Here is a 17,576-nt window from a genome sequence, read left to right as displayed (position 1 = left end):
TGCATAGACATGACGGCCCCCGGCCTGGGGCCGGACTTGCACGAGAGCGGGGACCGGGGCGGATGGTTGCGGTGCAAACACGGCCCTGCTTATCTACTATCGCGCCTGACCGCGGTGCGCCAGCGCGCATCCGCGATATCACCCCCGTTCGGAATGCTGCCGCCCGAAATGCTCCTGGACCGTTGCGGACCTTCCGGCGGGCCGCGGCGGCACACGACCGCAGCGGCCCGCAGCGGGGGATCAGATCAGTGATGCCAACGGATGACGGGCGAGCGACCGCAAGGCCCACAGGGCCAGCCGGCCGCGCCGCGGCTTCATCGCGACCGCCACGGATGCCGCCGGCGGGACGGCTGTGAAGCCGGGCACCAGGGTCGCCACGCCGTCTCGGGCGGAGGCAGGGACGGGGGCCGCGCCCAGGCGCCGAATCCGGCGCGCGGACAGCACGATGCGCAACACCTCTTCTTCGGACACTGCGCGGCGGGCCGGGCCGGCGGCGAGGCTCGCCACCTCGCACAAGGCCGCCCGTTCGGCCAGAAGCCCGGTCAGCCCCTTGGCCGCTGCCGTCAATAGAGCTTCATCATAGAGGGAGAGGACAAGCGTCCTCATCCCGTGTTCCATCCGTGTGGACATGGCGGGCGCTCCGGAAATAAATCGGAATGGCGGGCGGATCGACAGAAGCGATTATCCGTGCGCGGCACCCGTTCGGCCATGCGCCCCAAGGGGGTAACACCCTGGCTGCGCCCTCCTGATACCGGAAAGCCACAATGTGGGTGTTGTAAAACAACGGGAAGTATCGGGGATGCTCCGCCCCGACAGCGGGAAGAAATGGTGGAGCCAATCGGGATCGAACCGATGACCTCTACAATGCCATTGTAGCGCTCTCCCAGCTGAGCTATGGCCCCACATTGGTGCGCTTGGAGGGAGTCGAACCCCCACGGCCTTTCAGCCACTAGGACCTGAACCTAGCGCGTCTACCAGTTCCGCCACAAGCGCGTCCGCGTGTCTTGGGGTCACGCGGGGCGCTCTATGTACCCAGAGCCGGCGCCGCGCTCAAGAGAAAAAACGCAACTGCGCAAAAGTTTTTCCCCGGCGCCGGCTTGCCGCCCTACTCCGCCGGCTTGATGGCATAGAAGCGGTAGACCCGCATGCCGGCCTCGATGGCGGCGACGCGGCGGGCCCAGAGCTCGACCTCCTCCATCACCGCCAGCTTGGTGGGGGTGTCGAGCTGGAATTTCTCCAGATGCTCGACCAGTCCCTGGATGGCGGACAGGATCAGGCCGCGATGGGTGTCGGTGATGTCCTCGGCGATGCGGAGGTCGAGGTTGCGCTGGGCGAAGGCGTTGGCCATGCGGTCCTTGGGCCACAGGTTGGGCGCCAGCGGCTCCTTGTCGCACCAGGTCTGGACCGCCTTGGCGCCCAGCACGTCGGCCTCGGCGATGTAGTCGGTGATGAGTAGATGGCCGCGCGGTTTCAGCGCCAGCTCCATCCCGTCGAACATCTGTTCCTTGTCGCGGACGGAGAAGAGGCCTTCCTTGTAGACGATGGCGTCGACGCGCTTGGGATAGCCGAAATGTTCTGGGTTGAAGGTCTCGACCGGCGCCTTCTTCTCGAGTCCCATCTTGAAGGAACGGACCATGCCTTCCTTCGCCAGCAGGTCCGACGCCTCCAGCCCGGTGACCCAGCAGCCGTATTTGCCGGCCATGGTGCGGCTGGTGCCGCCGAGCCCGGCCGCGAGGTCGAGCACGCTCATCGCCGGATTCAGCCCCAGCGGCTTGACCAGATAGGGGATATGCTCGGCCCCGCCGGGGGTGTTGAACCCCTCGCCCCACATCTTTTCCGCCACCTCGATGCGAGTCGCGGTCCACAGCGGCTTGCCCCATCGGTTCATGCCGGGTTCCGGGCCGGCAGGCTGCTGTGCCTCGCCCGTCGAAGACGTTGGCGACTCCTCGCCCTTCTTCGCCTTCATGCCCGACAGGTCATAGCCTTCCCACCACGCGTAGAGCCGCGTCTTCAGGCTCGGCCCATGCCCAGACGATTCGTCCTTGTCCGCCATCGCCGCCGTACCCCACGTCGTACACCATCGGCCAATCGATGCCGCCGCCACCGGCAGCCCTCAGCCGGCGTCGTGCCAAACCTGCGGTTGCCCTGTGCCGTCGCAGCACGCCACTCGCAAGATCCGTCGGGCCTCATGGTTAGACGGACGCTAATTGCATGCAAGTGGAAAAATTTCTTCGCGGTAACGCGATCGCCCGCCCTGCGGCGATGCCGAAGATCAGCGTGAGGCCTTGGCCGGCAGCGGTACCGGCTCGGGCAGCGAGGCCGGCAGCGAGGCCATGCGCGTGCCGGCGGCGTTCAGCACCGGCCGGCAGGCCGCCGGCATCTTGCGGACCACCCGCGGCTCCGGCTTGTATCCAGGCGGACGTTCGATGGCCGGGGACGCGCTGGCCAGCCAGGACATCAGCTCGTCGTCGCAGCCGTCGCCCTCCGGCTGGGCTGTCTGCTGCTCGCACAGCGGGCTGCCGGACGGACAGGTCAGGCGGATGTGCATGTGCCCGTCATGGCCATGCCAGGGCCGCAGCTTGTTCAGGAACCTGCGGTCGGTCCAACTGCGCTGGCACATCGCCAGCTTGATCGCCGGGCTGACGAAGATGCGGGCGACCCGCACATCGGCGGCGGCGATCTGGATCATGCGGGCCTGCCGGTCCGTCCAATCCTCCGTGACGCGCATGCGGTCGTAATCGACATACTTGATCTCGTCCAGCCGTTCGCGGCCGGCCCGCCCCATCGGCGGCAGGTCCAGCCGCAGCCAGACATCGGCATCCAGGCCGATCTGGTGGCTGGCATGGCCCGACGGCATCGGTCCGCCGCGCGCCTGCCCCATGTCGCCGATCAGCGCGGTGCCGAGCCCGGCGAGCGCCACGCGCTGGCCGAAATCGCGCAGCATGTCGACCAGCACGGGATGGCCGTAATTGCGCTGGCGCGACAGGCGGATGACCTGATAGCCGACTCCTTCGGGAGGCAAGGCGCGGGCGCCGGCGATGCAGCCGGCGGCATAGCCGCCGATGGCCTGCGGCGCGCCCAGCGACGGGCCGGACACCGCCCCCCAGGCGACGCTGGTGGCATAGGCCGGGATCAGCTCCGGTTTCCTCTTGCGCTGCTTGGCGTCGGCCTCGCCGGCAGCCAGCAGGGCGACCGCAACGCCGGCGCACGCGATCAGCCCAAAGACCCGGCCCCCAAATGACAGACGCCCCATATCGTCCCCCACCGTCCCAGCACCGCCATCCAGTCGGCTATAGCGGAGTCGCGGTTAAGGAATGATGGAGGAGGCGTCACCGACGCACAACCGAACCGACAGGCACCGGCCCTGTCCATCGGGGGGACCCATCCGGAGTGTACCCGATGGCCGGAGGCGGCGGTTGCGGCTCAGTCCAGGGTCTGGCGATAGCGCTTCAGCGCGACCACAGTCACCACCGCCAGGAACAGGGTGAGCGCCAGCACCTCCGCCAGGATCTCGCCCAGGCCGTTTCCCTTCAGCAGGATGCCGCGGACGATGCGCAAAAAATGGGTCAGCGGCAGCAGTTCGCCCACCGCCTGCGCCCAGCCGGGCATGCCGCGGAAGGGAAACATGAAGCCAGACAACAGCATCGACGGCAGGAAGAAGAAGAAGGACATCTGCATCGCCTGGAGCTGATTGGCCGCCAGGGTGGAAAAGGTGAAGCCGACGGCAAGGTTGGCGGCGATGAACAGGATCAGCACCGCCGACAGCAGCCCCAGGCTGCCGACGACCGGCACGTCGAACAGCAGCCGCGCCGCCACCACGATCAGCACGACCTGGACATAGCCGACGACGACGAAGGGCACGATCTTGCCCAGCATCACCTCGAACGGGCGGGCCGGCATGGCCAGCAGGTTCTCCATGGTCCCGCGCTCGCGCTCGCGGGTGACAGCCAGCGCGGTCATCATCACCATGGTCATGGTCAGCACCACCCCCATCAGGCCGGGCACGACGTTGTACTGGGTGATGCCCTCGGGATTGTAGCGGCGGTGGACCCGCAGGTCGATGGGATCCGGCCCGGTGCGCAGGGACGCCAGCGGCCCGGTCAGGTCGGGGGCCAGCGCCTGCCGGGCGATGGTGGTCAGCGCCGCCAGCGCGTTGCCGGTCGCCGCCGGATCGGTCGCATCGGCCTCCACCAGCAGCACCGGGCGGGTGCCGCGCTGCAGGTCGCGGGCAAAGCCGGCGGGAACCGTCACCGCGAACTGGACCGTCCCTTCCGCCAGCAGCCGGTCGATGTCGGCCTCCGACCCGGCTGCCCGGGTGACGGCGAAATAGCCGGAATTCTCCATCGCCGCCAACAGGGTCCGGGCGAAGGGACTCGAATCGGCCACCAGCACCGCCGTCGGCAGCCCCTTGGGGTCGGAGTTGATGGCGAAGCCGAACAGGATCAGCTGCAGGATCGGCACCCCCACCATCATGGCGAAGGTCAGCCGGTCGCGCCGCATCTGGATGAATTCCTTGACCATCACCGCCATCAGACGGCCCACCGATATCCGCGCCATCGCACCGCTCCGCGCCGATCATCCCGAACCGGGACGCATGGACGCAAGGGTAGCGCGGCCGGGCCTTGCCGGCGATGGGACGTTCGGGCGCGGGACGGCGGCGGAGCCTTCCTCCCTACACCGCCGCATCCGCCCGGTCGAACTGCAATGCGGCAAGCCGGGCATACAGCCCGCCCTGCGCCACCAGTTCGGCATGGGTGCCGGTCTCCACCACGCGGCCCTTGTCCATCACGACGATGCGGTCGGCGTTCAGCACCGTCGCCAGCCGGTGGGCGACGATCAGCGTGGTGCGGCCATGCATCAGCCGGTCGAGCGCGTCCTGCACCATGCGCTCGCTCTCGGCGTCGAGCGCGCTGGTCGCCTCGTCGAGCAGCAGGACCGGCGGGTCGCGCAGGATGGCCCGGGCGATGGCGAGGCGCTGACGCTGGCCGCCGGACAGCCGCACGCCCTTCTCGCCCAGGAAGGTGCCCAGGCCCTCGGGCAGCGCATCGAGAAAGTCGAGCGCATGGGCGGCCTCGGCCGCTGCCCGCACCTCGGCATCGGTCGCGTCGGGGCGGCCGTAGCGGATGTTCTCCCAGGCATTGGCGGAGAAGACGACCGGATCCTGCGCGACAAGGCCCAAACGGCGGCGGACATCCACCGGATCGGCCTCGCGCAGTTCGACGCCGTCGAGCCGGATCGAACCGGCCTGCGGGTCGTAATAGCGCAGCAGCAGCTGGAACACCGTCGACTTGCCCGCCCCCGACGGACCGACCAGCGCCACCCGCTCGCCCGGCTTCACATCCAGAGAGAACCCCTCCAGCGCCGCCCAGTCGGGGCGCGAGGGATAGTGGAAGCGCACGGCGTCGAAGGCGAGCGCGCCGGCCGCCGGGCTGGGCAGCGGCTTCGGCAGCGCCGGCGCACGGATTTCCGACTCGATCGACAGCAGGCCGAACAGGCGTTCGGTCGCGCCGGCGGCGCGCTGCAGGTCGCCGATCACCTCGCTGATGGCGCCGACCGATCCGGCGACGACGACGGAATAGATGACGAAGGCCGACAGCTCGCCCGGCGTCAGCCGTCCGGCCACCACGTCATGCCCGCCGATCCACAGGATGATGCCGACCGCGCCGAACACCAGGACGATGACGATCACCGTCATCAGCGCCCGCACCCGCACGCGGCGGATGGCGACGTCGAACGCCTCCTCCACCCGGCGGCCGAACAGGGCGCGGTCGATGGCCTCGTGGGTGAAGGCCTGGACGGTACGGATGGCGGCAAGCGTCTCCTCGACGAAGGAGCCGACGTCGGCGATGCGGTCCTGGCTGTCGCGCGACAGCTTGCGCACCCGCCGGCCGAAGAAGACGATGGGGGCGACCACCAGCGGCACCACCAGCGCCACCAGCCCGGTCATCTTGGGCGAGGTGACCAGCAGCATGCCGGTGCCGCCCAGGAACAGCAGCGCGTTGCGCAGCGCAATGGAGGCCGACGACCCCACCACCACCTGCAGCAGCGTGGTGTCGGTGGTCAGGCGCGACAGGATCTCGCCGGTCTTGGTCGTCTCGAAGAAGCCCGGCGAAAGGGTCAGCACATGGTCGTAGACGGCACGGCGGATGTCCGCGACCACCCGCTCGCCGATCCAGCTGACCAGGAAGAAGCGGCCGTAGGTGGAGGCCGCCATCAGCGCGATCACCCCCAGCAGCACCAGCAGCGCCCGGTCGAGCAGCGAGGTGTCGCCGCCGGCGAAGCCCTGGTCGATCAGCACCCGCATCCCCTGCCCCAGCCCCAGCACGGTGCCGGCCGCCACGGTCAGCGCCAGCATCGCGCCCAGGATGTGCCACCGGTAGGGCAGCAGGAACGGGATCAGCCGGCGCAGCGGACCGAGGTCGCGGCGGCGGGCATCGGCCTCGCCACGGGATGAGGCGGCGATGAGGTCGGGGGAGGATTGGCGAGCCACGCTGTTCCCGCTGGTTGGTTGGGGTTATTGCTGCGGACCGCTGCCATATAGCGTGGGGCGGCGACGCCAACAAGGCGAGCCGCCGCCCATCGGGGCCTGGAACCCGATTGCAGGCGCACTCGTTTCCGGGGTTGCGCGGGGGGACGTGTTTTGGTATAGACGCCGCTCGCTTTGCAGGAACTCCCGGCCATGAAGACTGACATCCATCCCGATTATCACGAGATCACCGTGGTCATGACCGACGGCAGCTCGTTCACGACCCGCTCCACCATGGGCAAGCCGGGCGACACGCTGCGTCTCGACATCGACCCGAAGTCGCACCCGGCCTGGACCGGCGTGCAGAAGCTGCTGGACACCGGCGGGCAGATCGCCAAGTTCAACAAGCGCTTCGCGTCTTTCGGCCTCAAGAAGTAAGCGGTTCTCGCGCTTCCATCCTGCCGACCCGAAAAGGGCGCCCGATCCGGTCGGGCGCCCTTTTCGCATGTCCGCAGATCCAAAGACGGAAGCCGAAGACCGAAGCCTCAGCCCACCGTCCTCACCCCACGGCGGCGGCGCGTTCCACATCGGCACGGACCATGGCGTCCAGCCGGTCGACGCGCATATAGAGGCTGTGGCTGCGCTCCAGCAGGCTGCGCAGGCCGGCCGGCAACTCCTCATTGTCGGGACCGCTGGGATCGGAACAGATCTCGCCGCCGGACAGCGCGAAATCTTCGCTCGCCGCCTGTTCCTTCGTCATCTCGCCGGCATGGACGGCCTTCTGCGCCAGCAGCCACGCCATCACCTGGGTCAGGCGGCTGGTCACCCGCATCGATTCGTAGGAAATCTGCAGACGAACCTGCGGCGGCAATTTCCGATGCTCGGCCGCATCATGATAGGCGATGTAATTCCGCGCCTCGATCAAGAGGGCCATGGTCTCGTCATAGGGACCGTTGAAGAAGAAACTGTGCGAAGTCATGGTCTTCGGCCCCCTCCCGCGGACTTTCGGCCCTAGCGTGAGCCTTGCCGCAACTGATTAACAATTGGTGACCGGGCATTATCCGACAACCCCAAGCGGGTTCGGCCGGGCATGCGTACGGACACCCTCTTGAACAGGAAAAAGCGTCGATTATCTCTCGCTCGTCCAGCGGATGCCCATACGGGGTCCGCCACCACCACCGCCCCAGAGGACCGACGGACTCCGTGGTCTTCAGCGGCCGTATCGCTCTTTCGGAGGATATGTCATGCGCAGCTACGACCTTTCGCCCCTGTTCCGCTCCACCGTCGGTTTCGACCGCCTGTCGCGCCTGCTGGAGACCGCGACCACCGGTGACGAGGCGGCCTCGTACCCGCCCTACAACATCGAGAAGATGAACGAGGATTCGTACCGGATCACCATGGCCGTCGCCGGTTTCGGTATCGATGACCTCACCATCACCGCCCACCAGAATTCGTTGACCGTCACGGGTAAAGCTAAGAAGGACGAGCCCGGCGGCCAATTCCTCTACCGGGGTATCGCCGGCCGCGCATTCGAGCGCCGCTTTCAGCTTGCCGATTTCATCAAGGTCAATGGCGCGTCTCTTCAGAATGGCCTTCTGCACATCGAGTTGGCGCGCGAGGTACCCGAAGCGATGAAGCCGCGGAGCATTCCGATCGCCGGCACCACCGGCAGCGGCGCGGTGGAGGTGGGTGCGCCCACCCAGTCCCCGGCCCTGACCCAGCGGGCCGCGTAACATCCCGACCGGCGCGTCCGCGACGAGCGGACGCAAGGCCGGCAGACGTCCGACAGGCAGACATCGGAACAGCGCCCCGGAAGCTTCCGGGGCGCTGTTTTCCATTGCCTTTACCGTGGCGGCCTGCGGCTGCGGATCAGCCCAGCGGGAAACTCTCCGGCGGGGCGACGACCCACTCCGCATAGCCAGCGCGCAGCAACTCATAGGCGGCGACCAGCCCGGCGGCACCGGCATAGGCGGTGAGCAGCACCCGTTCCGGCGGAAGCTGCGCCCCGAATCCCGTCATCAGCAGCGCCCCCAGGAACGGGCCGCCCAGCAGCAGCGCCGCAAGCCACAGCGGTTCCGCCGACAGCCAGGCGCTCAGCACCGCGCGGGTCCGCTGCGACAAGCGAAGCAACGTCCCCGCCTTCGCGTCGAGCGCATCGAGGCTGCCGGCGCGCAGTTCCGCCACCCGCCGTCCGTCGGCATCGAGGAACAGCACCTCCACCTTCATGCCGTGCCGCCGCACCGACGCGCGCACCGAGTCGCCGAGCCGCGTCTCCAGCAGGATCGCGTTGCCACCGAGCGCCGGCAGCGCGTCGCGCACCTCGGCGGGCGGCTCGCCCCACTCGCGCAGCGCGGCCAGGATGACGCGCGGATCGTCGCAGGGGACCGCATCCACATGCAGAACCCGGCCCCTTGGTGCGGTCACCTTCAGAAGCAGCACCTGTTCCGCCGGGTCATGCGTGCCTTCCACCCTCAAACCGCCCTCGGCCACATAGGAGAATCGCAGGCATCCATCGTGGCGGCAGAGCGTGTTCATGGCGGCGGCCCCTTCCGGTCGTATCCCTGGCGGATCGCGCCGAAGGGATCTGGGCGTTGGTGATGGAATGACCAACAAACCAGCAGGGGGAACGGCCATCGGGGCCGTCCGGCGCAAAAGGGGAGGCTCGTTCGGCCGGATCGCGGCAACGGATCGCGGCGGCGCCACGCTCCGGACAAGAAAAAAGCGCCGAGCCCTGCGGCTGGCGCTTGAAGCTTATCCTCTCAAGAGAGAGAATGGCGGATGGGGGGAGATTCGAACTCCCGATACCCGTGAGGGTATGCCGCATTTCGAGTGCGGTGCATTCAACCGCTCTGCCACCCATCCGCTGCCCCGTTTGGCGGGGTGCGCGGAACCTATATAAACGCTTTCGGCCGTGCAAGCCTTTTTTGCAGAAAAATGCGCGTGTTCCAGCCCGCATCCCTGTTGACTCCGAGCCCCTCCTGCGTATAGATCGTCGCTCCCATGAACGGGCTTGCGCATCGAACGGTGGGCGAGAAGCCCGCCGTTTGTTTTGACATAGGCAGTGACGACAATGTTTGCAGTGATCCGCACCGGCGGCAAGCAGTACAAGGTCGCCAATGGCGACGTGATCCGTGTTGAGAAGCTCGAGGCCGATGCTGGCGCCTCCATCACGCTCGAAGACGTGCTGATGGTCGGCGACGCCGGCACCACCACCATCGGCACCCCGACCGTGGCGGGCGCCTCGGTCGTCGCCGAGGTCGTCGCCCAGGATCGCGGCCCGAAGATCATCGTCTTCAAGAAGAAGCGCCGCCAGAACTACCGCCGCAAGAACGGCCACCGCCAGGACCTGACCGTCCTGCGCATCACCGGCATCAACGGCGCGGCCTGATCCGGTTCTTCCGGACAAGGCATTCTGCGTCCTTCAGTTTTAGGAGCAACACCCCATGGCACACAAAAAGGCAGGCGGCTCGTCCCGCAACGGCCGTGACTCCGCCGGCCGCCGTCTCGGCGTGAAGCGTTTCGGTGGCGAGAACGTCGTCTCCGGCAACATCATCGTCCGTCAGCGTGGCACGAAGTTCCACCCGGGCGAGAATGTCGGTCTCGGCCGCGACCACACCATCTTCGCGATGGCCGACGGTCAGGTCTACTTCAAGCACAGCTCGAACGGCCGCACTTTCGTGAACGTCGTTCCGGCCAACGACCAGGTTCCGGCCATCGCTGCCGAGTAACCTCTTCGGGTCGTTGCGCGGCCTGTGTCGCAGGCCTGCACGCTTGTGGGATAGAATCGGGGGACCGGGCGACCGGCTCCCCGATTTTCGTTTTTGAGTCCGGCACTGTCCCGCTGCCGGCTTTCCTTCCGTTTACGGGCAAGGTCCCCCGATGAAGTTTCTCGATCAGGCCAAGGTGTTCTTGAAGAGCGGTGACGGCGGCCCCGGTGCCGTGGCGTTCCGGCGCGAGAAGTACATCGAGTTCGGCGGTCCCGACGGCGGCGACGGCGGCCGGGGCGGCGACGTGGTGATCGAGGCGGCGGACGGCCTGAACACGCTGATCGACTACCGCTACAAACAGCATTTCAAGGCGCAGCGCGGCCATCACGGCATGGGCAGCAACCGCAACGGCGCGCGCGGCGAGGACGTCGTCCTGCGCGTGCCGGTGGGAACCCAGATCCTCGACGAGGATCAGGAGACCGTGCTGTGCGACCTGACCGAGGCCGGCCAGCGCCGGGTCTTCCTGCGCGGCGGCGACGGCGGGCACGGCAACGCCCATTTCAAGACGCCGACCAACCGCGCGCCGCGCAAGTTCCACCCCGGCTGGCCGGGGCAGGAGCAGTGGGTGTGGCTGCGGCTGAAGCTGATCGCCGATGCCGGACTGCTGGGATTGCCCAACGCCGGCAAATCGACCTTCCTGGCCGCGACCACCGCGGCCAAGCCCAAGATCGCCGACTACCCCTTCACCACGCTGGCCCCCAACCTGGGGGTCGTCCGCGCCGGTGACGAGGAATTCGTCATCGCCGACATTCCCGGCCTGATCGAGGGTGCGCATGAGGGTCATGGGCTGGGCGACCGTTTCCTCGGCCATGTCGAGCGGTCGCGCATCCTGCTGCACCTGATCGACGGCACCGCGGACGACGTGGTCGCCTCCTACCGGACGATCCGCAACGAGCTGGAAGCCTATGGCGGCAACCTCGCCGACAAGCTGGAGGTGATCGGGCTGAACAAGGCCGACGCCCTGCTCGACGAGGAGATCGAGGAGAAGAAGGCGGCGCTGGAAGAGGCGTCGGGCGCCGAGGTCATGGTGCTGTCCGGCGCCACCGGCCAGGGCGTGAAGCAGGTGCTGTTCCGGCTGCTGACCGTCATCAAGGAATCGAAGGAGGAAGAGCCCGAGGTCATCCACGCCCCCGCGACCCGCTCCATCCCGCGCCCGCCGGTCGGCCAGAAGCTGCCCGACGACGGCGAGATGCAGTGGGACGACGAGGCCGGCGAATGGGTCGGCGGCGAGGAGGCCGGCTTCGAGGAGGATGATCTCGAAGAGGGCGATCTCGAAGAGGGCGCCGAGCTGGAAGGCGAAGGGGACGAGGCACTTGACGGGGAGGAGCCGGAGGGCGAAGAGGACGGCTCGGACGACGATACGGACGGAACCTCCCGCCATGGCGCTTGACGCCCCTACCCTTCTCGAGTCCCGCCGGCTGGTCGTGAAGATCGGCTCGGCCCTTCTGGTCGATGGTGAAACCCGGCAGATCCGCCGTGCCTGGCTCGACGCGCTGGCCGACGACGTCGCCGCCTGCCGCAGGCGCGGGCAGGAGGTGGTGATCGTCACCTCCGGTGCCGTCGCCTGCGGACGCGAGCATCTCGGCCTCGTCGGCCGGGCGCTGAAGCTGGAGGAGAAGCAGGCGGCGGCGGCCACCGGCCAGATCCGACTGGCCCACGCCTATCAGGAGACGTTGGCCCGCCACGACGTCACCGTCGCCCAGGTGCTGGTGACGCTGGAGGACACCGAGGAACGGCGGCGCCACCTGAACGCCCGCAACACCATCGACACGCTGCTGAAGCTGGGCGCCGTCCCGGTCATCAACGAGAACGACACGGTGGCCACCGCCGAAATCCGCTTCGGCGACAACGACCGGCTGGCGGCGCGGGTGGCGCAGATGGTCAGCGCCGACACGCTGGTGCTGCTGTCGGACATCGACGGCCTCTACACCGCTGACCCGCGCAAGGATCCGGATGCCCGCCACATCCCCACAGTGCGCGAACTGACGCCGGAGATCGAGGGCATGGCCGGCGAACCGCCCCCCGGCTACAGCAGCGGCGGCATGGTGACCAAGATCGCCGCCGCCCGCGTTGCGCTGTCGGCCGGCTGCCGCATGGTGATTGCCAAGGGCAAGCGCATGAACCCGTTGGCGGCGCTGGAAGCGCGGCCGGAGGATGGCGGCGCGCCCTGTACCTGGTTCCTGCCGTCGGCCGAGCCGACCAAGGCGCGAAAGGCCTGGATCGCCGGCCATGTCAACGCATCGGGCGTGCTGGTGGTCGATGACGGCGCCCAGCGGGCGCTGGCCAACGGCGCCAGCTTGCTGCCGGCCGGCGTCGCCGCCGTCCAGGGCGACTTCGACCGCGGCGACGTGGTGATCGTCCGCAGCCAGGACGGGCGCGAGCTGGCGCGCGGCCTCGTCGCCTACAGCGCCGACGACGCCCGCAAGATCCTCCGTCACAAGAGCACCGAGATCGAGGAGATCCTGGGCTATCACGGGCGCGACGAGATGATTCACCGCGACGATCTGGTGGTGCGATGACCGCCGACATCCCCCCCTCTGCCCGCACCCCGATCCGCGCCATCCTGTGGGACATCGACGGCACGCTGATGGACAGCGAGCCCTGGCACCAGCGCATCACCGTCGAGATCTGCCGCGGCTACGGCCATGAGCTGAGCGACGAGGATTGCCGGACGATGCATGGCATCGCCTTCCGCGAGATCTACGCCGCCCTGCACGCCCGCCGCCCCTTTCCCGTCGACCTGAAGCGCTGGGCCGACGAGATCAACGCGCAATATGTCGCCAACGTCGACCGGGTGCGGCCGCGCGACGGCGCCTTCGCCCTGGTGGAGGCCTTCGCCGCCCGCGGTCTGACGCAGGCCTGCGTGTCGAACGGCGGCCGCATGATCGTCGACGCCAACATGCGCGCCATGTCGATCCCGCATTTCCGCTTCAGCATCGCCCGCGAGGACGTCGCCAACGGCAAGCCCCATCCGGAGCCCTACCTGCTGGCGGCGACGATGCTGGGCCTGCCCCCGGACGCCTGCGCCGTGATCGAGGACAGTCCGACCGGCGCCCGCAGCGCCAAGGCCGCCGGCATGCTGACCATCGCTTGGCCCCAGCACCCGGCCGTGATCTTCGACGCCGTCGACCATCTGGTCGAAGATCCGGCCTCGCTCGACTGGGATGCGCTCTGCGGCTGAGGGCAGGCGCCGCCCCTCCATCCGCTCAGTCCAGCGTCCGGCCCGCCATCTGCGCGGCCTGCGGGATGCCCAGGGCCGCGCGCGCAGGCCCTGCTGCCTCACTTCCGGATTGCGTCACTTCTGGATGTTGACCACGGCTGACGCTGGAGCCAGGGCGATGCCGCGGTCGGCTAGCGCGGTCATCCACAGATTGATCCGTTCGATCGTGGTCGGATAGGGCGAGGCGAAGCCGACGGCGGCGCCGTTGGTCTTGGCCAGTTCCTCCAACTCGCGCAGCTGGTCGTCGATGGCGCCGCGCGACAGGTCGCGGTCGATGACCCGGTCGCCCAGCGCCCGCGGCACGCCGGCGAGATTGGCGAGCGGTCCGGCCACGCTCTTCGGGGTGAGACGGGCATCGACGAACAGCAGGCCGCGGGCCTTCAGCGCGTCGATCACCGGCTGCATCGCCGCCGGGTTGGCGGTGAATTTGCTGCCGGTGGTGCTGGTGATGCCGACATAGCCCACCGCCTTGCCCAGCGACCATTCCAGCCGCTCGATGTTGCGGTCGGGGCCGAGCATGGTCAGCAGCGCGTTGGGGCCGGGATCGTCGCGCGGGTAGTTCTGCGGCTCCATCGGCACCGAAAGCATCACCTCGTGCCCCTTGGTACGGGCACGCTCGATCCAGTCGTCCAACCGCTCTGCATAGGGCAGGAAGGCCAGCGTGATGCCGGGCGGCAGCTTGGCCAACGCGTTGCCGGTGGTCACCCCGCTGAGCCCGAGGTCCGACATGACGATGGCGATGCGAGGCCGCTTGTCGGTGGCCGGGAACGGGCGGGCATAGACCTGCCAGGGCTTGCGCCCGTCCTGGGCGATGCGCGGCAGCGGCCCGTTGCGGCTGTCCTCCACCAGCCCCGGCACCGGGGCCGGGGTCAACGTGACCGCCGCTCCCGGCACGCCCGGCAGGGGCAAGGGCGCCGCATCGGTCGGGAGCGGCGCCGTCGCGGGCGCCGCCGCCTTCGGCATGGGAGGCGGCGGCAACGCGGCCACCGCCACCGTCGCCGCCGGAATCTCCGCCTGCCACGCTTCCCGGGTCGCGGCGGCGTTCAGCGCCAGCCAGCCGGCCACCCCGGCATAGGCCACCGCCGTCAGGACGGCGGCGCCCAGCAGGGCCTTCGACAGCGGCTTGCGCGGCCCGCGGCCCGCCCCATCGCCGGTGCGGCGCAGGCGACGCAGCCAGCCGAGGCCGGGGCGCAGGCCCCGGACATCGAACCGCAGACGACCGAGCAAGGCTGGAACCTTCACCGTCCGCCGCTCCGGTCAGCGCGCCGCGGCGCGCTGCTGGAACAGGGCGACGCCCCGCAACAGATCCAGCGCACGGGCAAGCTGGAAGTCGAAGGGTGGCTCGGCACCCTCCGCCGCCGCACCCTCAGCCGGAGTTGCCCCGGGAGCAGCAGGCGCGGCTGGTGCCGCACCCGGCGCCGGGGCAGCGCCGGCACCCGGACCGGGGGCGGGCGCCGCCGGGTTGGGGGCCGCCGGAGTGCCCGGAGCCGCCGGGTTGGTCGTGGCCGGACGCGGCGCCCGGTTCTGGTTGGCGGCGTCGGGGTTGACCAGCGCGCCCTTCAGGTCGGCCTCGCGGCGGCGGACGATGTTCCTGTCCAGATCCTCCACCTTGGCGACATGCACCTCGATATCCGGGGTGATGCCCAGCTGCTGGATCGAGCGGCCCGACGGCGTGTAGTAGCGCGCCGTGGTCAGACGCATGGCGCCGTGGCCGGGCAGCGGAATGATGGTCTGGACCGATCCCTTGCCGAAGCTCTGGGTGCCCATGACGATCGCGCGCTTGTGGTCCTGCAGGGCGCCGGCGACGATTTCCGACGCCGAGGCCGAACCGCCGTTGATCAGCACCACCAGCGGCAGCCCCTTGATCAGGTCGCCCGCCTTGGCGTTGAAGCGGGTGCCCTCCTCCGCCCGCCGGCCGCGGGTCGACACGATCTCGCCCTTCTCCAGGAAGGTGTCGGACACCGAAACCGCCTGGTCGAGCAGGCCGCCCGGGTTGTTGCGCAGGTCCAGCACGAAGCCCTTCAGCTTGTCGCCCAGCTGCTGCTGGATCGAGGCGATCGCCTTCTCCAGCCCGCTCTGCGTCTGCTCGTTGAAGCTGGTGACGCGGACATAGCCTATCTCGCCCTCGGTGCGGAAGCGGACCGACTGCACCTTGATGACGGCGCGGGTCAGCGACACGGTAAAGGGCTCCCCCGCCTCGCCGCGGCGGACGGTGACCTTCAGCTCGCTGCCGATGGGGCCGCGCATCTTCTCGACCGCCTCGTTCAGGCTGAGGCCCATCACCGCCTCGCCGTTCAGCTGGACGATCAGGTCGCCCGGCTGCAGGCCGGCGCGGAAGGCCGGGGTGTCGTCGATGGGCGACACGACCTTCACCAGGCCGTTCTCCATCGTCACCTCGATGCCCAGCCCGCCGAACTCGCCGCGGGTCTGGACCTGCATGTCCTGGAAGCTCTTCTTGTTCAGATAGCTCGAATGCGGGTCGAGCGAGGTCAGCATCCCGTTGATCGCCGCTTCGATCAGCTGTTCATCGGTCACCGGCTCGACATATTCGGCGCGCACACGCTCGAAGACATCGCCGAACAGGTTCAGCTGCCGGTAGGTGTCCGACGAGTTGCTGGACTGTGCGGTGACGGTGGCGACGCCGGCTCCCAGAAACACCAGAGCAGCCGCTGCGGCGGCGCGCTTGATCATCCTCATCTACCCTTGTCCTTTCCCCTCCGGGGCGCCGAACCCGCGTTGCGGGTTGATCGGCTGGCCGTTTCGTCGCAGCTCGAAATAGAGATCCGGATTGCCGTCCGGCGGCATGACCGCCAGCGGTTCCCCGCTGGCCACCTTACGCCCGACGGCCGTGTCGATCCGGCCCAAACCCGCAATCAAACTATGATATCCGTTGCCGTGTTCCACGATCAAGATTAGGCCATAGCCCTTGAAGGGCCCGGCAAACACGATCGTGCCGCTGCGCGGCGCCACCACGGCGGCGGCGGCGCGGGTCTGGACGGTGACGCCACGGCTGGTGGCGCCGAAGCGGTCGGCCTCGCCGAAGCGGGTGGTCAGCCTGCCGGCGGCGGGCAGCACCATGCCGGCGACCGCCGGCGGGCCATCGGCTGCGCGGTTGGGGGCACGCGCCGCGAGATCTCGCTCGCGCGCTGCCTCGCGGGCAGCCTCCTCCTTGGCGCGCAGTTCTTCCGCAGCCTTCTGCTCCGCCAGCTTCTGCTCGGCGGCACGCAGGTCGGCAAGCTTGCGTTCGGCATCCTTGCGTTCCGCCTCCTTCCGGGCGGCGAGGCGGCGTTCGGCCTCGCGCTTTTCCGCCTCGCGCCTGGCGGCCTCCCTGCGCTCCGCCTCGATCCGCTCCGCTTCGCGGCGGGCGGCGGCTTCGGCGGCGGCGCGGCGTTCCGCCTCGATCCGTTCCATCAGCTGGCGCAGGTCGACGGCCTGCCCGGACAGGTTGGCCATGCGCTGGCCGACCTGGACGCGTTCCTCCTCGGTCTGGCGCGACAGCTCCTCGCGCCGGGCGATCAGGCGGTTCATCTCGCCCTGCTTCTCGGCCAGCGCCACCCTGGCGGCCAGCGCCTTGGACCGCCGGTCGACCAGCTTGCCGCGGGTGTCGGCCAGTGCGGTCAGCGCCTGGGCCAGCGCGTCGGCGCGCGCGCGAAGCGCCGGCACGGCGTCGCGCAGCAGCAGGGCGGAGCGCAGCGTATCGACCGGGCTTTCCGGCCGGGCCAGCGCTGCTTCCGGCGGGATGCGCGCCAACCGTTGCAGAGCGCCCAGCAGGGTCGCGATCTGCTGCCGTTCGCCGTCGAGACTGGCGGAACGCTCGCGCTCCTCCGCCTCCAGCGTGGTCAGGGAGTCTTCGAGCTGGTCGAGCGCCTGTTCCTGCCCCTGCGCCTGATCGGCCAGCCCGATCAACCGGCCGCGCAGATCGTCCAGTTCGGTCTGAAGGGCCTGGGACTGGCGCTCCAGCTGCTGCTGGCGCTGTTTGCCGGTCTGAAGCTGCTGCTCGACCCGCTTCAGCGTGTCCTTGGGTGCGTCGGGTTGGGCGCCGCCCTGCGCATTCGCCGGCTGGACGAGGATCAGTCCGGCGATGACAACGAAGCCTGCAAGCAATCCCTCTCCCGCCCCGGAT

17 protein-coding genes and 3 tRNA genes are annotated in these 17,576 nt (G+C 68.9%); 7 read left to right on the top strand and 13 right to left on the bottom strand.

The genetic code is table 11. From position 1 onward, the window contains the following. Positions 1-240: 240 nt before the first annotated feature. From AL072_RS07360 to AL072_RS07330, 7 genes are all read right to left on the bottom strand, one after another. Entirely contained in the window at positions 241-606 is a 366-nt protein-coding gene (locus AL072_RS07360) for a hypothetical protein (RefSeq protein ID WP_245636618.1), read from the bottom strand. A 220-nt stretch (positions 607-826) separates the two neighbouring features. Next, a tRNA-Ala gene (locus AL072_RS07355) sits at positions 827-902 on the bottom strand. A gap of 4 nt (positions 903-906) precedes the next feature. Continuing rightward, positions 907-993: transfer RNA gene (locus AL072_RS07350), tRNA-Leu, on the bottom strand. A 112-nt stretch (positions 994-1,105) separates the two neighbouring features. Next, positions 1,106-2,053, bottom strand: a complete 948-nt coding sequence (locus tag AL072_RS07345; protein ID WP_045580881.1) for a methyltransferase domain-containing protein — start codon at positions 2,051-2,053, stop codon at positions 1,106-1,108. Between the two features lie 219 nt (positions 2,054-2,272). Further along, the gene (mepA, locus tag AL072_RS07340) at positions 2,273-3,253 is read right to left on the bottom strand and encodes a penicillin-insensitive murein endopeptidase (protein WP_052709911.1); all 981 of its coding nucleotides are present in this window, start codon (positions 3,251-3,253) and stop codon (positions 2,273-2,275) included. Positions 3,254-3,423: 170 nt separating this feature from the next. Next, positions 3,424-4,557, bottom strand: coding sequence for an ABC transporter permease (locus AL072_RS07335; RefSeq protein ID WP_045580882.1), 1,134 nt, complete (start codon positions 4,555-4,557; stop codon positions 3,424-3,426). A gap of 115 nt (positions 4,558-4,672) precedes the next feature. Beyond that, entirely contained in the window at positions 4,673-6,490 is a 1,818-nt protein-coding gene (locus tag AL072_RS07330) for an ABC transporter transmembrane domain-containing protein (RefSeq protein ID WP_082108830.1), read from the bottom strand. Positions 6,491-6,679: 189 nt separating this feature from the next. Here AL072_RS07330 and rpmE point away from each other — a divergent pair, with 189 nt between their 5' ends. Continuing rightward, positions 6,680-6,904 carry a 50S ribosomal protein L31 gene (gene rpmE, locus AL072_RS07325; protein ID WP_045580883.1) on the top strand — a complete coding sequence of 75 codons (225 nt, stop codon included), beginning with the start codon at positions 6,680-6,682 and terminating at the stop codon, positions 6,902-6,904. Between the two features lie 121 nt (positions 6,905-7,025). On the opposite strand, the gene AL072_RS07320 is transcribed toward rpmE, so the two are convergent. After that, positions 7,026-7,445, bottom strand: a complete 420-nt coding sequence (locus AL072_RS07320; RefSeq protein ID WP_045580884.1) for a DUF1465 family protein — start codon at positions 7,443-7,445, stop codon at positions 7,026-7,028. Positions 7,446-7,710: 265 nt separating this feature from the next. Here AL072_RS07320 and AL072_RS07315 point away from each other — a divergent pair, with 265 nt between their 5' ends. Then, the gene (locus tag AL072_RS07315) at positions 7,711-8,199 is read left to right on the top strand and encodes an Hsp20 family protein (RefSeq protein ID WP_045580885.1); all 489 of its coding nucleotides are present in this window, start codon (positions 7,711-7,713) and stop codon (positions 8,197-8,199) included. A 136-nt stretch (positions 8,200-8,335) separates the two neighbouring features. Here AL072_RS07315 and AL072_RS07310 read toward each other — a convergent pair whose 3' ends face one another. Further along, entirely contained in the window at positions 8,336-9,001 is a 666-nt protein-coding gene (locus tag AL072_RS07310; RefSeq protein ID WP_045580886.1) for a hypothetical protein, read from the bottom strand. Positions 9,002-9,238: 237 nt separating this feature from the next. After that, a tRNA-Ser gene (locus AL072_RS07305) sits at positions 9,239-9,328 on the bottom strand. 208 nt (positions 9,329-9,536) lie between these two features. Between AL072_RS07305 and rplU the strand changes: the two genes are divergently transcribed. From rplU to AL072_RS07280, 5 genes are all read left to right on the top strand, one after another. Further along, a complete protein-coding gene (rplU, locus tag AL072_RS07300; protein ID WP_045580887.1) occupies positions 9,537-9,854 on the top strand; it encodes a 50S ribosomal protein L21 in 318 nt (105 codons plus the stop codon). A 55-nt stretch (positions 9,855-9,909) separates the two neighbouring features. After that, positions 9,910-10,194 (top strand): 50S ribosomal protein L27, encoded by a 285-nt coding sequence (gene rpmA / locus AL072_RS07295; protein ID WP_045580888.1) that lies wholly within the window; start codon positions 9,910-9,912, stop codon positions 10,192-10,194. Positions 10,195-10,345: 151 nt separating this feature from the next. Beyond that, a complete protein-coding gene (obgE, locus tag AL072_RS07290) occupies positions 10,346-11,623 on the top strand; it encodes a GTPase ObgE (protein ID WP_045580889.1) in 1,278 nt (425 codons plus the stop codon). Beyond that, positions 11,613-12,752, top strand: coding sequence for a glutamate 5-kinase (gene proB, locus AL072_RS07285; RefSeq protein WP_045580890.1), 1,140 nt, complete (start codon positions 11,613-11,615; stop codon positions 12,750-12,752). Before obgE ends, proB begins: the two co-directional genes overlap by 11 nt. Then, the gene (locus AL072_RS07280) at positions 12,749-13,414 is read left to right on the top strand and encodes an HAD family hydrolase (protein ID WP_045580891.1); all 666 of its coding nucleotides are present in this window, start codon (positions 12,749-12,751) and stop codon (positions 13,412-13,414) included. The genes proB and AL072_RS07280 overlap by 4 nt, the downstream gene beginning before the upstream one ends. Before the next feature lie 114 nt (positions 13,415-13,528). Here the strand turns inward: AL072_RS07280 and AL072_RS07275 are convergent, their stop codons facing one another. Genes AL072_RS07275 through AL072_RS07265 form a run of 3 tightly spaced genes read right to left on the bottom strand, consistent with a single transcriptional unit; the run spans position 13,529 to position 17,557 of the window. Continuing rightward, on the bottom strand, positions 13,529-14,695 hold the full coding sequence (locus tag AL072_RS07275) for a divergent polysaccharide deacetylase family protein (protein ID WP_045580892.1): 1,167 nt from the start codon (positions 14,693-14,695) through the stop codon (positions 13,529-13,531). 15 nt (positions 14,696-14,710) lie between these two features. Next, complete coding sequence (locus AL072_RS07270) at positions 14,711-16,150, bottom strand: S41 family peptidase (protein WP_045580893.1); 1,440 nt, start codon at positions 16,148-16,150, stop codon at positions 14,711-14,713. Further along, the gene (locus tag AL072_RS07265; RefSeq protein ID WP_045580894.1) at positions 16,151-17,557 is read right to left on the bottom strand and encodes a murein hydrolase activator EnvC family protein; all 1,407 of its coding nucleotides are present in this window, start codon (positions 17,555-17,557) and stop codon (positions 16,151-16,153) included. Positions 17,558-17,576 lie beyond the last annotated feature (19 nt).

This window comes from Azospirillum thiophilum, assembly GCF_001305595.1.
Lineage (GTDB): Bacteria > Pseudomonadota > Alphaproteobacteria > Azospirillales > Azospirillaceae > Azospirillum > Azospirillum thiophilum.
The sequence above is the reverse complement of the archived record's forward strand: the minus strand, read 5'-3'. Positions and strand labels throughout refer to the sequence as shown.

Bases quoted from the DNA above. Each gene is read 5' to 3' on its own strand.
- AL072_RS07360 (WP_245636618.1), bottom strand. From the start codon at position 606: ATGAGGACGCTTGTCCTCTCCCTCTATGATGAAGCTCTATTGACGGCA.
- AL072_RS07345 (WP_045580881.1), bottom strand. From the start codon at position 2,053: ATGGCGGACAAGGACGAATCGTCTGGGCATGGGCCGAGCCTGAAGACG.
- mepA (WP_052709911.1), bottom strand. From the start codon at position 3,253: ATGGGGCGTCTGTCATTTGGGGGCCGGGTCTTTGGGCTGATCGCGTGC.
- AL072_RS07335 (WP_045580882.1), bottom strand. From the start codon at position 4,557: ATGGCGCGGATATCGGTGGGCCGTCTGATGGCGGTGATGGTCAAGGAA.
- rpmE (WP_045580883.1), top strand. From the start codon at position 6,680: ATGAAGACTGACATCCATCCCGATTATCACGAGATCACCGTGGTCATG.
- AL072_RS07320 (WP_045580884.1), bottom strand. From the start codon at position 7,445: ATGACTTCGCACAGTTTCTTCTTCAACGGTCCCTATGACGAGACCATG.
- AL072_RS07315 (WP_045580885.1), top strand. From the start codon at position 7,711: ATGCGCAGCTACGACCTTTCGCCCCTGTTCCGCTCCACCGTCGGTTTC.
- AL072_RS07310 (WP_045580886.1), bottom strand. From the start codon at position 9,001: ATGAACACGCTCTGCCGCCACGATGGATGCCTGCGATTCTCCTATGTG.
- rplU (WP_045580887.1), top strand. From the start codon at position 9,537: ATGTTTGCAGTGATCCGCACCGGCGGCAAGCAGTACAAGGTCGCCAAT.
- rpmA (WP_045580888.1), top strand. From the start codon at position 9,910: ATGGCACACAAAAAGGCAGGCGGCTCGTCCCGCAACGGCCGTGACTCC.
- obgE (WP_045580889.1), top strand. From the start codon at position 10,346: ATGAAGTTTCTCGATCAGGCCAAGGTGTTCTTGAAGAGCGGTGACGGC.
- proB (WP_045580890.1), top strand. From the start codon at position 11,613: ATGGCGCTTGACGCCCCTACCCTTCTCGAGTCCCGCCGGCTGGTCGTG.
- AL072_RS07280 (WP_045580891.1), top strand. From the start codon at position 12,749: ATGACCGCCGACATCCCCCCCTCTGCCCGCACCCCGATCCGCGCCATC.
- AL072_RS07270 (WP_045580893.1), bottom strand. From the start codon at position 16,150: ATGAGGATGATCAAGCGCGCCGCCGCAGCGGCTGCTCTGGTGTTTCTG.